This is a genomic window from Rhodocytophaga rosea (assembly GCF_010119975.1).
GTDB lineage: Bacteria > Bacteroidota > Bacteroidia > Cytophagales > 172606-1 > Rhodocytophaga > Rhodocytophaga rosea.
Map to the genome: position 1 here is coordinate 8445657 of NZ_CP048222.1, position 15043 is coordinate 8460699.

The 15043-nt window shown below is 37.9% G+C and carries 14 protein-coding genes; 7 read left to right on the top strand and 7 right to left on the bottom strand.

Annotated elements, in window-relative coordinates; all coding sequences use genetic code 11:
* Positions 1–94: 94 nt before the first annotated feature.
* On the bottom strand, positions 95–796 hold the full coding sequence (locus tag GXP67_RS34765) for a DUF4412 domain-containing protein (RefSeq protein ID WP_162447387.1): 702 nt from the start codon (positions 794–796) through the stop codon (positions 95–97).
* Between the two features lie 304 nt (positions 797–1100).
* On the opposite strand from GXP67_RS34765, the gene GXP67_RS34770 reads away from it, so the two are divergent.
* Positions 1101–4073, top strand: coding sequence for a DUF7948 domain-containing protein (locus GXP67_RS34770; RefSeq protein WP_162447388.1), 2973 nt, complete (start codon positions 1101–1103; stop codon positions 4071–4073).
* Between the two features lie 16 nt (positions 4074–4089).
* Here GXP67_RS34770 and GXP67_RS34775 read toward each other — a convergent pair whose 3' ends face one another.
* From GXP67_RS34775 to GXP67_RS34790, 3 genes are all read right to left on the bottom strand, one after another.
* On the bottom strand, positions 4090–4380 hold the full coding sequence (locus tag GXP67_RS34775) for a GNAT family N-acetyltransferase (protein WP_162447389.1): 291 nt from the start codon (positions 4378–4380) through the stop codon (positions 4090–4092).
* Positions 4381–4403: 23 nt separating this feature from the next.
* Positions 4404–5462 carry a polysaccharide deacetylase family protein gene (locus GXP67_RS34780; protein ID WP_394351993.1) on the bottom strand — a complete coding sequence of 353 codons (1059 nt, stop codon included), beginning with the start codon at positions 5460–5462 and terminating at the stop codon, positions 4404–4406.
* Positions 5463–5663: 201 nt separating this feature from the next.
* The gene (locus GXP67_RS34790; RefSeq protein WP_162447391.1) at positions 5664–5840 is read right to left on the bottom strand and encodes a hypothetical protein; all 177 of its coding nucleotides are present in this window, start codon (positions 5838–5840) and stop codon (positions 5664–5666) included.
* A 352-nt stretch (positions 5841–6192) separates the two neighbouring features.
* Between GXP67_RS34790 and GXP67_RS34795 the strand changes: the two genes are divergently transcribed.
* Together GXP67_RS34795 and GXP67_RS34800 are read left to right on the top strand one after the other, a co-directional pair.
* Entirely contained in the window at positions 6193–6660 is a 468-nt protein-coding gene (locus tag GXP67_RS34795; protein ID WP_162447392.1) for a T9SS type A sorting domain-containing protein, read from the top strand.
* 292 nt (positions 6661–6952) lie between these two features.
* A complete protein-coding gene (locus GXP67_RS34800) occupies positions 6953–7210 on the top strand; it encodes an acyl carrier protein (protein ID WP_162447393.1) in 258 nt (85 codons plus the stop codon).
* Between the two features lie 95 nt (positions 7211–7305).
* Here the strand turns inward: GXP67_RS34800 and GXP67_RS34805 are convergent, their stop codons facing one another.
* On the bottom strand, positions 7306–9831 hold the full coding sequence (locus GXP67_RS34805) for an ATP-dependent Clp protease ATP-binding subunit (RefSeq protein ID WP_162447394.1): 2526 nt from the start codon (positions 9829–9831) through the stop codon (positions 7306–7308).
* Positions 9832–9973: 142 nt separating this feature from the next.
* A complete protein-coding gene (locus tag GXP67_RS34810; RefSeq protein ID WP_162447395.1) occupies positions 9974–10609 on the bottom strand; it encodes a WbqC family protein in 636 nt (211 codons plus the stop codon).
* A gap of 169 nt (positions 10610–10778) precedes the next feature.
* Here GXP67_RS34810 and GXP67_RS34815 point away from each other — a divergent pair, with 169 nt between their 5' ends.
* Positions 10779–11636 carry a lysophospholipid acyltransferase family protein gene (locus tag GXP67_RS34815; RefSeq protein WP_162447396.1) on the top strand — a complete coding sequence of 286 codons (858 nt, stop codon included), beginning with the start codon at positions 10779–10781 and terminating at the stop codon, positions 11634–11636.
* Between the two features lie 37 nt (positions 11637–11673).
* On the opposite strand, the gene GXP67_RS34820 is transcribed toward GXP67_RS34815, so the two are convergent.
* The gene (locus tag GXP67_RS34820; RefSeq protein ID WP_162447397.1) at positions 11674–12300 is read right to left on the bottom strand and encodes an L-threonylcarbamoyladenylate synthase; all 627 of its coding nucleotides are present in this window, start codon (positions 12298–12300) and stop codon (positions 11674–11676) included.
* A gap of 258 nt (positions 12301–12558) precedes the next feature.
* Between GXP67_RS34820 and mltG the strand changes: the two genes are divergently transcribed.
* The 3 genes from mltG to GXP67_RS34835 all read left to right on the top strand — a co-directional run bounded on the left by mltG (position 12559) and on the right by GXP67_RS34835 (position 15037).
* Positions 12559–13596, top strand: a complete 1038-nt coding sequence (mltG, locus tag GXP67_RS34825; protein WP_162447398.1) for an endolytic transglycosylase MltG — start codon at positions 12559–12561, stop codon at positions 13594–13596.
* Between the two features lie 64 nt (positions 13597–13660).
* Entirely contained in the window at positions 13661–14068 is a 408-nt protein-coding gene (locus GXP67_RS34830) for an acyl-CoA thioesterase (RefSeq protein WP_162447399.1), read from the top strand.
* A gap of 6 nt (positions 14069–14074) precedes the next feature.
* Positions 14075–15037, top strand: a complete 963-nt coding sequence (locus GXP67_RS34835; RefSeq protein WP_162447400.1) for a YihY/virulence factor BrkB family protein — start codon at positions 14075–14077, stop codon at positions 15035–15037.
* Positions 15038–15043 lie beyond the last annotated feature (6 nt).

Sequence of the window (15043 nt, forward strand, 5' to 3'; positions counted from 1 at the left end):
AATGGTCTTTGCAAACAGGTGATTACTCTATGTATTTAGTATCAAATAATGATGAATTACTTTCACCTATTACAACTGACCATTGACTAATAAGCTATTTGCCCATCATCATTCTTCCAATCATAGCAGGGTCAAAAGGCTCAACCGCATACCCTGATGGCACTTTCAAGTCTTCCTCATTTACTTTGCCTTTAGCAACTGCTGTAGCTGTTACTTCGGAAGTTGTGCCATGTTCGGTTACAATCATTTTCAAAGGCAGTCCTTCTACCCCGTCAATCATCATCATTTTGCCGCTTTTATTGCCAAAACTATTGGAAAAAGCACCTACCGGAATTTTAATATCTTTTGTTGTCCAAATATGCTGTACAGATTTGCTGTTAGGTTCTTCAATAATGTATTTAGTGCATTTATAGCCAGCAATGGTTTCTGTTTCGGAGGTCTTGGTTACTTTAGGTTTGGAATCAGATTTAGCCGTTTCAGACTTGGGTTCTTCTGGTAATTTATATGCTTTTTTATTCGTATGGTCCAGCATAAAGTTTTCCTTTTTGGTATGCTCACTGATTAGTTCCATCATAGTACCACCTGTAGTAAGCAATTTCATTTTGGAAAGAGAATTTTTAGTTGTGATTTCAAAGCCTGTGGGCATCATCATGGCATACTGCTGCATTTCGCTGCGTTGTTTCTCCGGCAATGAGATTTTCAGCGAATACTTAATGGTTCCCTCAAAATTTTGCGCCCCTGCATGCCCGGCGATCAATACCAATAAGAGAAATAATTTGACTGATAAGATTTTCATAAAAATGGTTGTTTGAAGTAGAAATTTAGCAAATTATCACCGAGGCACAAAGGTTAAATAAGATGAGTTTACATATTAATTGGTTGAATGGTCCTAGTGTTACATGGCTGCCTTGGTAGTATGAAGGTTCGAAGTAGGTGAGTTGAAAGTATGTATTGTATAGGTATATAGTTGAATGGTTAGGTTACTAAATAAACATACGCTACTCATTCCATCGACCATGAGCTTTGATGTATCGACCAATCCCATTGAAACTGACTACTAATTTACCTATCTTTCATGCTGCTTATATTTAATTTCCGGTATGCGTTTTCTTTTTGTAGTTACCTGCCTGCTTTTGTTAGTTCCATTCGCATTAAAGGCAGAAATATATAATGACCAGCCTGCAAATGCCTCTATCAAATTTGTAAAAAACCTGAATCAATGGGATAAGAATATACTATTCAGGGCAAATATTCCGGGAGGCTTTTTATTTATAAAATCGTCTTCCCTCCATTATGTTTTTTATGATACGAAGGCGGTTAGCCGTATCCACGCCCATACTTCTGAACATTCAAATGCAAAACAAGCTTCAAATGCTCCTTCTTCCAGGCAAATACAGGCACATGGTTTTGAAGTACATTTTGAAGGAGCTAATAGGACTCCCTTCATGGAAACTTCCGGGGAAAGCACCGATAAGAAGAATTTTTTCCTGGGTAATGATCCATCCAGATGGGCTTCGGAAGTGCCGGGTTTCAATCAGATTACCTACAAGAATATCTATCCTGGCATTGATCTGAAACTATATACCCAGCATGCTACCCTCAAATATGATTTTATTGTCTCTCCCAAAGCAGATGCCAGCAAGATCAAACTCCGGTATGAAGGAGCCGATCACATAAAACTTCAGGAAGGTTTTTTACAGATACAAACCAGTGTAAATACAGTTACAGAAACCAAGCCCTACTCCTATCAACTGCTTTCTGGAAAACAGCAACAAATACCTTCTGAATTTACTTTACAAGGCAATATTCTCAGGTTTGATTTCCCCAAAGGCTATGATACATCTCTTCCATTAGTAATAGATCCGGTACTCGTATTCTCTACCTATTCAGGTTCATTTACCGATAACTGGGGCTTTACAGCAACCTTTGATGAGGCAGGAAATTTATACTCCGGAGGAATAGAATTTGGCAATCGTTTTCCGGCTACAACAGGAAGTTTTCAGTTTACTTTTGCCGGTGAAATTGATGTAGCCCTACTCAAATATTCGCCCGATGGTAAACGGCTTTTATATGCCACTTACTTAGGCGGTTCAGCAACTGATCTGCCTCACAGCATGATTGTAAATGCCAATAATGAACTGATTGTGATGGGGACTACAGGCTCATCAAATTTTCCATTTTCTGCTGATGCCTTTGACAAGAGTTTTAATGGTGGTTCTAAAATAGAACCGTTAAGGACTGATCCGGTAAATGATGGAGGCATTACGTATGAAGAGGGAAGTGATCTGTTTATCACCAAATTTAATGCGGCCGGCAATGGATTGGTAGGTTCAAGTTATGTAGGTGGTTCAGGCAATGATGGCATCAATACTATAAATGATCTGACCAGAAGTTATGGGGACCAGTTCAGGGGTGAAGTGCATATAGATGAGAGTGGCAATATTTATATAGCCTCTACAACCTACTCCGAAGATTTTCCCTTAATAAACCCGGCACAAGGAAATTTGTCAGGCGGACAGGATGCCATTGTCTGCAAATTTAATCCTTCATTATCTGCATTGCTTTGGAGTACCTATTTTGGAGGGTCTGGAGCAGATGCTGCTTCGGGAGTACGGGTTGGCAAATCTGGCAGTATTTACATTGGGGGTGGTACCTCCAGCCCCGATCTGCAGGTTCAGCCAAATACCATTAAACCCACCTTTACAGATGCAGAAGATGGATACATAGCCAAATTTACAAACAATGTCTTGGCTGCCAGTACCTATATTGGTACTAACACCAACGATATTGTGGCTTTAATTGACCTGGATGCATTGGAAAATGTATATGTAATGGGCATTACTTTTGGCGATTATCCGCTTTCTGGTGATGTTTATAACAATCCTGGAAGCAGCCAGTTTATACATGCGATGAGCAATGATTTTACTAAAACCATATTTTCTACAGTAATTGGTTCTGGCAGAAATACACCTGACCTCTCTCCAACTGCTTTTCAGGTAAGCAATTGCGGTTATATTTATTTATCTGGCTGGGGTGGTTTGAATGGTAGGGATGTTTCGGATATGCCTACTACTTCAGATGCCTTACGTCGTACTACCAATAGTGATGATTTTTATCTGATGATTATGGATACCCAGGCAGCAGCCGTTTTGTATGGCACTTACTTTGGTAGTACACAAGGTACCAACCATGTGGACGGTGGCACATCCAGATTTGACAAAAAAGGAATTATCTATCATGCCGCCTGTGCCTGCCGGGACAATAGCAGTTTTCCAACTACTCCCGGCGCATGGTCTCAGCGGAATAATGGAAATAATACGGATATTACAGGAACTAATGATGGTTGTAACAATGTAGCTTTCAAATTTGATCTGGATATTGCAATTGATCCACCCATTGAATTATGTTACGGTGAAAATATTACCTTGCAAGCTTTTGGGGGTATCCAATATGAGTGGACTCCTGCCACTGGTTTGAGCGATCCCTTCGCAGCAACACCTATTGCTTCTCCTGACCAAACGACCACATATACAGTGTCTATTACAGATGCTCTTGGATGTGTCAGGCAAAAATCTGTTCGGGTAGAAGTATCTGAACCCATTCCGGTAGACTTTGACCTTACCATTTCTTCTGAATGTGGAAAGCCTGCTACCGTTAGGTTTGTAAATAATTCTATTGAAGGTGACCGGATTTTATGGATTTTGGGAAATGGAGATACGCTTACTTCGACCCCGGATTCTTATAATTATGACATAAAAGGAGGCACGTATGAAGTAGTGCTAACGGTTTTTAAAGGATTATGTAAGGAAAGTCTGGCTAAAACGATTCAAGTAGAAAACAATAAGCCGCCTCCAAATGTAATTACTCCTAATGGTGATCAGTTTAACGAAACTTTTATTGCCCCTAACATTGGTTCAAAGCTGGAAATATATAACCGTTGGGGAAAACCTATTTATCAGAGTGATTCTTACCAGAATACCTGGGGACAGGAAGTACCTAATGGGGTATATTATTATTTGATTACCTCACCTCAAGGCACCCGTTGTAAGGGATGGATTCATGTATTATTTTAATCTATCACTTATTGTATTATAGAGGATCAGCCAACAAAGATTTGTATTCTTTAGAATGTCTTTTGACATATGAAGAAACAAATGGACAAGTGGCAATTACTTTCCATTGTTTGCTCTTGGCGTATTCCAAGGCAGTTTTCGCCAGCTGTTCTGCTATACCCTCTCCTCTCAACTCTTCCGAAACATAGGTGTGCTGTATATCCATCACACCTTCTTTTGGCAAACTATAGGCAAGTTCTGCTTCACCTTCATCCAATTGTGCAATAAATTCCTGATCTTCTTCATAATGTTCAATAGTAACTTCCATAGCCAGTTATAGGTTTGTTTAATTTATTTTTTGCTGGACTGCACTACCTTATCTCTTCTTTGCTTGAGTTCACGCCAGGTAGTAAGAATAATTCCTTCCTGCTCAATGGCTTTTTTCAAAGCTGGGTCCATCATAGCCAGCATATCTCCTTTACGTGAATTTCCGGAAGAAGATATATATTGGAAAACTTCTGTGGGAGCTGTACAGTGCATTATCACCATAGTTACCCCTGGCTTTAATGCTTTTATTGAATTAATATATTTTTCAGTTTTCATTTTCCGCAGGTTTTCATCGGTTGGTTTCACCTGGGCTGGTAATTCCCATCCGTAACTGGTGTTATGTAAATCGTCTAATACTGGTAGCCCCGCATCCCATATCATTTTCCCTGATTCCCTGGCGAGTTTTATCAATTCTGGCTCCGGAAGTTGTTGCCCCTCTTTCCATTTACCGGATTTCTTTAACTCAGCTTTAGTTTCTTCCAGCATTTGCTCGACGAGTGTATAATTATGGCCGCCAGGAAACATAACCGGTATTTTATTTTCAATGCCCACCTTAACATACCGTTGCATAAAGGCTGGTATTGCAAATAAGGTACCCATGTGGGAATCCAGGTGTGTAGGCTCAAACCCCATCTGACGGGCACGGCTCAGTTGAGCTGTTATTTCCTTTTCTACTTCATCAGCATTAGCATGCTGCACCACTTCTTGCACCGAACGCCACATGGCTCCTTCCGGATCGACTAATCCGGGGCTTGCAGGTAAACCAGTTAAAGGTCCCCACCGGTAATCTTTCCATTCTGAAGTAAGGGTAAGATGCAAACCTGCATCTACATTCGGATGTGCTTTTAGATACGAAACAAAACCAGGCACCCATGGACAAGGCATCATGACACTTACTGAATTAGCTACTCCTTTTTCGATAGCCTGTATAGCCCCCAGGTTAGAATCGTATGACATACCTGCATCATCTACATGCAGAATTACAACCCGATCGCCTTTCTTCCAGCCTAGCTTTTCTGCATATGTTTCAGCAGACTGGCAATAGGTAGTAGTAGCGAAAAGTAAGGCAGACAAAATAAAAATACATTCAAGGGATAAAAAAAATGGCTTCACTTTACTGATTTTAAGTTCAAATCAAGCTAGTCATTTTTATAAATTCTGAAAACATTGTTCTGAAATTAATTTTACGATCTATTTCTGCTTATACTATTTTCAGTGCTTTAATAAATAAAAAACCGCCTGCATTTACCATACAAAGCGGTTAATTTTTTGGTTAACTGTTTTTTATTGCTTCTTAGCAAGAACCGGATCTGAATTATGATCTATGTCAAATCCTTCATTTCTGGAAACGTCATCAGTATTTTTGTGGCGTTGACGCTGGCGCAAATTTTTATCTCCTTTTTGTCCTTTTGGAGGCTCTAGCTCAGCTGAAGCTGGTTTATTTTCATTAACTTTTTTCATAGCTGTATTGGTTTATTGCTGTATTTAGTAGGTCTAACGTATAAAATATATTGAGAGTTGTTAATACCAGATAAGCTGTATTTACTAAAATCGGGGTTGAATTGTAATGAGCAGGAGGCTATATAAACAGATGAAAATGGAAGTTACATCTAATCAGAAAAAATAATTACTTTATTCAATATTTTTTTAAACTATTTAAACAAAGAGGCGTATATTTTCTCACTATCAACAAGATATAATAACACAATTTTGCATAACGTGTCTGAATAAAGTTTAGTATTTACATTTTATTAATATTTTTGTTTTATATTAGCTTGCGAAAATTAGTCAGTACCCTAAAACCTATCTTCAAATGAGAAAATATTTACATTTTGACCTTGTTGTAGGTTATTTTTTTGTATTTGCCATTATTATGCTTTGCCAATCTTTTACACTCAAAGCGACAGCAAGTAATAATAAGCCTGAAAAAAATGTAGTTCTTACTTTATCAGCCAGGCAATCTGATAGTAAGCTTCATACAGTATCAGTCTATTCCAATTCCTCTTTTCAAACATTTACAAAGGCTCAAACGGATTCCCTTGATTTTGAGGTTAAATTAGTTAAGCCACGTAAATTCCTTTTAAGCTTTTATAAAAAGCAGGCAAGCGACATTTTTATTAAAATCTATGATGTACTTGGAAATCTGGTCCATCAGGAAAAGGTAAGTAAAAAAGGAAAATTCAAGAAGGAGTACGATTTATCTGCCTACAAAACAGAGTTATATGTAATTGAGGTGAGTGATAGTAATAATGCCAAAGCCAAGCGGCTATTTATGGGTTAAATTTTACTCAATCATATTACTGATACGCCCTATCCTATTTTTGCTTTATATCTATTTTTCTTAGTTTAGTCAAAATAACTAATAAATTCATTCCCCTGCTTAATTGCTGAAAACAAGCACTTTATAAATTGTTTTTTATAAAAACGTAATAAGTAAATCAAGAATACTTGTAAAATTTATATTTCTAATTTCAATTTGGTTCAAAAATTGAGGTTTATCAATCATCAATTTAAATTGATAGTATTTACATTTTATTTCTTTTTACTCCTGTTTTTACTTAATATTTTATAACATGGAAAGTGTACAGCAAAAAGTAACTAATATACTTATTGAGAAGTTGGGAATTGAAATTTCTCAGATTACGCCAAGTGCTAACTTTATCAAAGATTTAGGGATTGATTCATTAGATTATGTAGAGTTGATTATGGAATTTGAACAATCATTTAATATACGTATTTCTGATACAGATGGAGAACAGATTAAAACAGTTGGTCAGGCAGTGAGCTATATCGAGCATAAATTAGCTGAAAGCGTAGTAAGAGTAGCTTAGTATACTTAGAATTATATAACTTCAAACGTTAAATTTTATACAAAATAAAAAGAGGCTGGAATCAGCCTCTTTTTATTTTGTAGTGTTCGTCTTTGTTAAGACACTTTTTTATTACTATTGGTTAAGGTAAGAGATTCACCTTCTCCTTTGTAATCGGCAATAATCGTATCACCCTCTGTCAGCTCACCTTTCAGGATTTCTTCTGCTACCGGATCTTCCAGATATTTCTGAATCGCTCTGTTCAAAGGACGAGCACCATATTGTGGATCAAATCCTTTTTCAGATAAAAAGTCTTTGGCTTTTTCAGTAAGTTCTATTTTATAACCTAATGTATTCAGCCTTGCGAACAATTTACCTAAAGTCAAATCAATGATCTTATGGATGTGTTCTCTTTGCAGGGAGTTAAATACAATCACATCGTCCAGACGGTTCAAAAACTCAGGTGAGAAAGCTTTCCGCAATGCATTCTGAATGGTTGATTTCATCAGGTCATCGGTGCCTTCAGATTTAGAACGGGTAGAGAAACCAATACCTGCCCCAAAATCCTTCAAATCTCTTACTCCAATGTTTGAAGTCATGATAATAATGGTATTTCTGAAATCTACCCTTCTGCCTAACCCATCTGTTAAAATACCATCGTCCAATACCTGTAACAACAAGTTGAATACATCAGGATGCGCTTTTTCAATCTCATCCAACAATACCACACTGTAAGGCTTTCTTCTGATTTTCTCCGTTAACTGTCCACCTTCTTCATAACCTACGTATCCGGGAGGCGCTCCTACTAAGCGGGATACAGAGAATTTCTCCATATACTCACTCATATCAATGCGAACCAAAGCATCGTCTTTATCGAAAAGATAAGTAGCAAGCACTTTAGCCAATTCCGTTTTACCTACCCCAGTTGGCCCTAAGAACACAAAGGAACCAATTGGTTTTTTCGGATCTTTCAAACCTACCCGGGTACGCTGAATAGATTTAACCAGTTTGGCAATTGCTTCATCCTGGCCAATTACTTTACCTTTCAATTCATTACCCATTTCCAGCAATTTAATACCTTCATTCTGAGCAATACGCTTGGTTGGAATACCAGTCATCATGGCAATTACTTCAGCAATATTTTCTTCCTGCACGGTATATCTGCGCTGCTTGGTGTCTTCTTCCCAGGCATTTTTGGCTTTATCGAGTTGCTCAAGCAAACGTTTTTCCTTGTCACGCAATTGAGCCGCTTCTTCGTATTTCTGGCTTTTTACAACCTGGTTTTTCTCCTTTTTTATATTTTCAATCTGCTCTTCCAGTTTCAGAATATCATCAGGAACCGTAATATTATTAATATGTACCCTTGCACCAGCTTCATCCATTACATCAATGGCTTTGTCGGGCAGGAACCTGTCGCTAATATAGCGGTCAGACAACTTCACGCATGCTTCAATCGCTTCGGGCGTATAATTCACATGGTGATGATCTTCGTACTTCTCTTTGATATTAGTTAATATCTCGATTGTTTCTTCCGGAGAAGTAGCATCTACCATCACAATCTGGAAACGTCTGGCTAAAGCGCCATCCTTCTCAATATACTGACGATACTCATCTAGTGTAGTCGCACCAATACATTGTATATCTCCACGGGCCAATGCAGGTTTGAACATATTAGAGGCATCCAGGGAACCAGAAGCACCACCTGCACCTACAATTGTATGTAACTCATCAATAAACAGAATCACTTCTGGTGATTTCTCCAATTCATTCATTACTGCTTTCATCCGCTCTTCAAACTGACCCCGGTATTTGGTACCGGCAACCAGAGAAGCTAAATCCAGGGTTACTACTCTTTTACCAAAAAGTACCCGAGACACTTTTTTGTGAATTATACGGAGTGCTAAACCTTCCGCAATAGCCGTTTTACCAACACCGGGCTCACCAATCAGAATAGGATTGTTCTTTTTACGACGGCTGAGAATCTGGGCTACCCGTTCGATTTCTTTCTCCCGGCCTACGATTGGGTCGAGTTTATTTACTTCGGCCAGTTTGGTGAGATCCCTGCCAAAATTATCCAGCACCGGAGTTCTGGATTTTTCTGTTGGATTTTTGGAAGAAGACCCTTTATCACCAGAAGAACTGCTGCCAAACATACGGGATGAATCTTCATCACTGTCGTCGGTATCCGAAGAAGCCATTGGATTATGAGAATGATATTCCAGTAACTCTTTAATCACTTCGTAATTAATGTCGAACTTGGATAATATTTGAGTGGCTATATTATCTTCATCACGCAGGATCGACAAAAGCAAATGCTCAGTGCCAATCAGCTGGCTTTTGAAAATTTTAGCCTCCAAATATGTAATTTTCAATACTTTTTCAGACTGCCGAGTCAGAGGAATATTCGCAAGGTTTTTCACATTATTTGTAGCCGTACCTTTTGTAGCTTGCTCAATAGAAGTTCTGAGTTCTTCCAGTGAAATACCCAGTTTCTTTAATAAGCCAACCGCTACTCCCTCTCCCTCACGTATCATGCCCAGGAGAAGATGCTCAGTACCAATATAATCATGGCCCAAGCGCAGTGCTTCTTCCCTGCTCAGCGAAATTACCTCTTTCACTCTATTTGAGAATTTTGCTTCCATATTTGAGGAATTATATTAAAAGAAAAGATTTATACCAACAATATTCAAATTTTAGAAATAATCAAAATTTATAAGAACAAAAACGTCTTAAAAATTTGGTTTTGTATTTTAGATATAACGCACAAAAAAAAGAATTTGTTTGCTATGGTACCAAGGATTGCCGGATAATGTTTGCCGCGTATGGACCTTCACAAAATAAGACATCAATGATACTCAGATTAGAGACAAAATTACTGCCAAAGTTTTGCATGTAAGGAACCGGATGATAAATATTCGTCTGGTTTACCTTCACCTTTGGATGAATCTTTGATCTGAGGTCATTCTGGCCCTTTTCAGCATTATTTTTGTAACCAGCTGTAAATTCTATCCTTTTATTTATTTTCAATAATGACAGACAAGCTGTCAGTAACTCAAGATTCAGGTCAAATAAAAATTCATATTTCTTTAGAAAAATTTCTTCAAAAAAACCTGCATAGTGAGTAAAATAAGCAGATTTACCATAGGCTGATGAAATTGTACGCCAGTGATCAGTCAGCCATTTCTGTGAATAATCTATTTGTACTTCTCTAATAAGCTGCTTAGAACTTGCTTTATGTACCGGCACTGACAAAGTGGCAACTTTATTTGCCATGAGGATTTTACACCTGTTTCTGTAACTTTGTTTTTGAAAATGCTCCCATGCCTCTATATAGATTATATCATATTTTAACCAGCTAGCAAAATATTCTATACAGGGCAGATAATGCAATTCAATGACTACACTTGCCGGTGGCTCCATGTAATAATAAGACTAAGTGCAGGTTGTGTGGCTGAAGTTTACCTAAATAAAATATTTTTTCTGTAAAAACCAAGAGAAACATAAAAATATTCCCCCAAAACAACCATGATTTTTGTAATATTTCGCGATTTCTCCCATAATAATTTGTTAAGGATAATTTTTTCACCATATGTTTCTACTCGATACAATCTCCAGATTACCGTTCCGGGTTTTATACGTACTTTCAGATTGTATATTTTTTATATTGTGCTATGTACTTAAATACCGTAAAAAGGTAATTTCCGAGAATCTAAAACGTTCTTTTCCAGGTAAAAATGAAGCTGAACGAAAGGCTATACTGCAATCTTTTTACCATCATTTAGCAGATATTATTGTTGAAACCATAAAAGCATTAACTATATCCCCTGATGAGCTCATCCGTCGGGTGCATATTATCAATGCTGAAGAACTCACAAATCACTTAAAAGTGGGACAATCTGTAATTGTAATGGCTTCTCACCAGGCGAACTGGGAATGGCTGCAACTGGTGCATGCCGCCAAACTTAATTACGCTGTTGATGCGGTATATAAGCCCTTGCATAATAATTTTTCAGAAAAACTGATGTTGACTATTCGTACCAGATTTGGCTCTTATCCCTTACCTATGTTTAAACTTCCCAGAGAAATTGTAAGCCGGAAAGAGATTACCCGTATTATTGCTATGGTAGCCGATCAGACACCAGCGCCGGAACAAGCCATCTGGCTCAATTTTTTGCACCAGGACACCCCTTTTTTTACCGGAGCTGCTAAAATTGCCAAGCGCACAGGATATCCTGTTTTATTTGCCGGGATGCGCCGGGTAAAAAGAGGCAGGTATGAAGTATATTTCTCCAAGATCACAGGCACTCCTAATTTAGAAATGAGCAATGAGGAGATTATTCAAAAATATACGCTGGAAGTAGAAAAAGCCATTATAGCCAGACCAGCAGAATGGTTATGGTCTCATAAAAGATGGAAACATAAAAGACAAGTGCAGGTTCAGGAATAAATTACTTACTTAATTTGATTAAGTACAGGCTGAATGTTTATATATATTGCTCAATTTCGCCTAATCCTTGCCTGATTACTTCAAAACCATCCTGGGTGCAATCTACTACTGTTGATGCTACGTTATTTCCATATCCTCCATCAATCACAAAATCCACTTTGTTTTTAAACTTCTCATAAATCAACTCCGGATCGGTTGAATATTCAATTACTTCATCCTCGTCTTTGATGGAAGTAGTAATAATTGGATTACCCAGTTCTTTTACAATGGTACGAGGAATGGAATTATCCGGAATCCTTATTCCTACCGTTTTTTTAGGCGTATTCAGAATCCTGGGAACATTATGGCTCGAAGGAAGAATAAAGGTGAACGGTCCGGGTAATGCTTTTTTCATTACCTTAAATGCAGCGGTATTTACATTCGCATATTCTGAAATGTGGCTTAAGTCATAACAGATAAAAGAAAGATCAATTTTACCTGGTTTAATTCCTTTAATCTGACATACGCGTTCTACAGCTTTCTGATTATGTATATCACATCCTAATCCATATACTGTATCGGTAGGATAAATAACCACTCCCCCATCTTTAAGGGCCTGAACAACCTGTAAAATTTTTTTCAGTTCCAGATTTTGTGGATATAATTTTAGTAAAGTGGCTGACATACGTCTATTTGTAATTTAGGTTGGCTTATGAAATTTAATCGCTTAAACGTATAAAAATAAAATAGGATTAAGTTGATGTATCAGTGCGAAATTAATGTTACCCTCCTCACCTACGAAAAAATCAATGAAAGTCAACAAAACAATTTTCTATCTTAGTAGCTTACCCTTATATTTTGTTGTAAGTTTTGCCAAAGATGAACCCTGTTTCGCATCTTAATTCCGTATCAATATCTCAAACAAATTAGTAATTTTGCATCTATGTTCAAATCTAAAAAGCTTGTTGCCGGTATTATAATTTTTGTATCTGTTATGCTGGCTACACTCTCCTTTTACTTTTATCAGGTGGCCAAAGCCCCCAATCTTCAGGTAGATAAAGAAGACCGTTATCTGCTTATTCCGACCGGTGCCACTTATCAAACAGTAATCGATTCGCTCAAAAGCAGCAAAATACTTCATGATGAGTTGTCTTTCAGTTTCCTTGCCAAGTTGCTCGATTACCAGGAAGCTGTAAAACCAGGCAAGTATCTGATTAAGAAAAATATGGGTAACCGGGAGGCTTTGCAGATGTTAAGGGCAGGCCGGCAAACTCCTGTCAAATTAACCTTTAATAATATCCGGCTTAAAAATGAACTGGCTTTTAAATTGTGCCGATATCTGGAAGCTGATTCCCTGCAATTTAAAGCCCTGCTCAACACTACACCGGTCGTTACTCAATATGGTTTTGATACAACCACGATCATGTGTATGTTCTTACCAAACACCTATGAGTTTTTCTGGAATACCTCTGCTCAGCAACTACTGGACAGGATGAACCGGGAATATACCAAATTCTGGACGGAAGAACGCAAACAAAAAGCGGCTTCTATTAATTTTACCCCTATTCAGGTGTCTATTCTGGCCTCTATCGTAGAAGCAGAACAAGCCCGTAAAAACGATGAAAAGCCAAGAGTAGCTGGTTTATATATTAACCGCCTGAAAGAAAATATGCCTTTACAGGCAGATCCCACACTGGTTTTTGCGTTGAAAAATTTTTCACTGAAACGGATTTTAAAAGGTCATATGCAATTAGAATCCCCCTATAACACGTATAAATATACCGGCTTACCTCCCGGACCAATTAACCTGCCGACACTTGCTTCAATTAATGCTGTTCTTAATTATGAAAAGCATGATTATTTATATATGTGTGCCAAAGAAGATTTCTCTGGCTATCACAACTTTGCTGACAATTTTGAAGACCATTTGAAAAATGCCCGTCTGTATCAAAAAGCTTTAAATGCCGCCAATATCAGGTAAGAAACGCCTTCTGACAATCATGCTTTATCATTCATAATTTATAAATCGTAAATTGTAAGAATTTATGTATTCACATGCGGTGCAAATTAGGGTATGTTATGCCGATACCGATCAGATGGGATACGTTTATTATGGAAACTATGCCAGGTATTATGAAATTGCCAGGGTAGAATCTCTGCGGAATCTGGGTTTTAGTTACAAAGAACTGGAAGCTTCAGGAATTATGATGCCAGTCTATGAAAACTACTCAAAATATTTGCAACCAGCCAGGTACGACGACCTGTTGACAGTAAAAGTATATGTAAAAACGGTTCCAAAAGTGAGGATGGTTTTTGAATATGAGATTTACAATGAGAACAATACCTTACTGAATACAGGCGTTACCACTCTGGTATTCATTAACCAGAAAACACAAAAGCCTTGTGCCGTTCCACAAAGGCTTTCCCGTGAATTGGAGCCTTTCTTTTCCTGATACAATATGCGCCAGCGGATAGAGAAAACCATTTTTCAGTCAGCCATATACCGGAAGCTGAAACACCGCTCTGATACTACCTATCTGTGGAATAAAAAAATCTCTTTATCGTCTGTTCTACAAATTTTGCTGCGGAAGATTCAAAAAGACGAACTCGATTCCCGTGCCAATGCAGTAGCCTTTAATTTGACGCTATCTGTTTTTCCGGCCATTATATTTTTGTTTACTCTCATTCCTTATATTCCCATACATGATCTAGACAAGCAAATTATGGAATTTCTGGGACAAGTACTTCCCAGAGGAATTTATGAGGAGGCAGCCGAAACCATTTTAGATATTGTAAGCCGTCCCAGAGCCAATCTGCTTTCTTTAGGTTTTATTCTTACTTTATATGTTGCTACCAATGGCATGATTGCGTTAATGGATGCCTTTAACCGCAGTTACAGAACCGGAGAAGGAAGAGGGTTTCTTAAAAAAAGGTTAATTGCAGCGGCTCTCACGTTTATCATTGCCATTGTATTGATTATTGCCATTGTGATTCTGATTTCTGGTAATATTATCCTGAACTGGCTGCTGGAGCACAAACTATTAACTGATGCCCTGACCTATTATTCTATTTCTTTTCTCCAGTATTTTGTCGTCTTTTTCGTTTTTTTTGTAGCTATTTCTTGCATTTACTACCTGGCTCCAACTATTACAAGGAGGTGGCAATTCTTCTCAATTGGCTCTATAATCGCAGCCATTCTATGTATTTTAGTCACTCACTTATTTTCCTTTTATATCAATAATTTCGCTTCCTACAACCGTTTGTATGGTTCCATTGGAACGCTCATCGGACTTATGCTTTGGTTCTATTTACTTTCTTTAATTCTGATTTTAGGATTTGAAATCAACGCGAGTATTGATGAGGCTCGCCAGGCCACTATCGCCGAATCGCTAGATACAACTCCAGGCACACTTCCCAGATAAGAATAT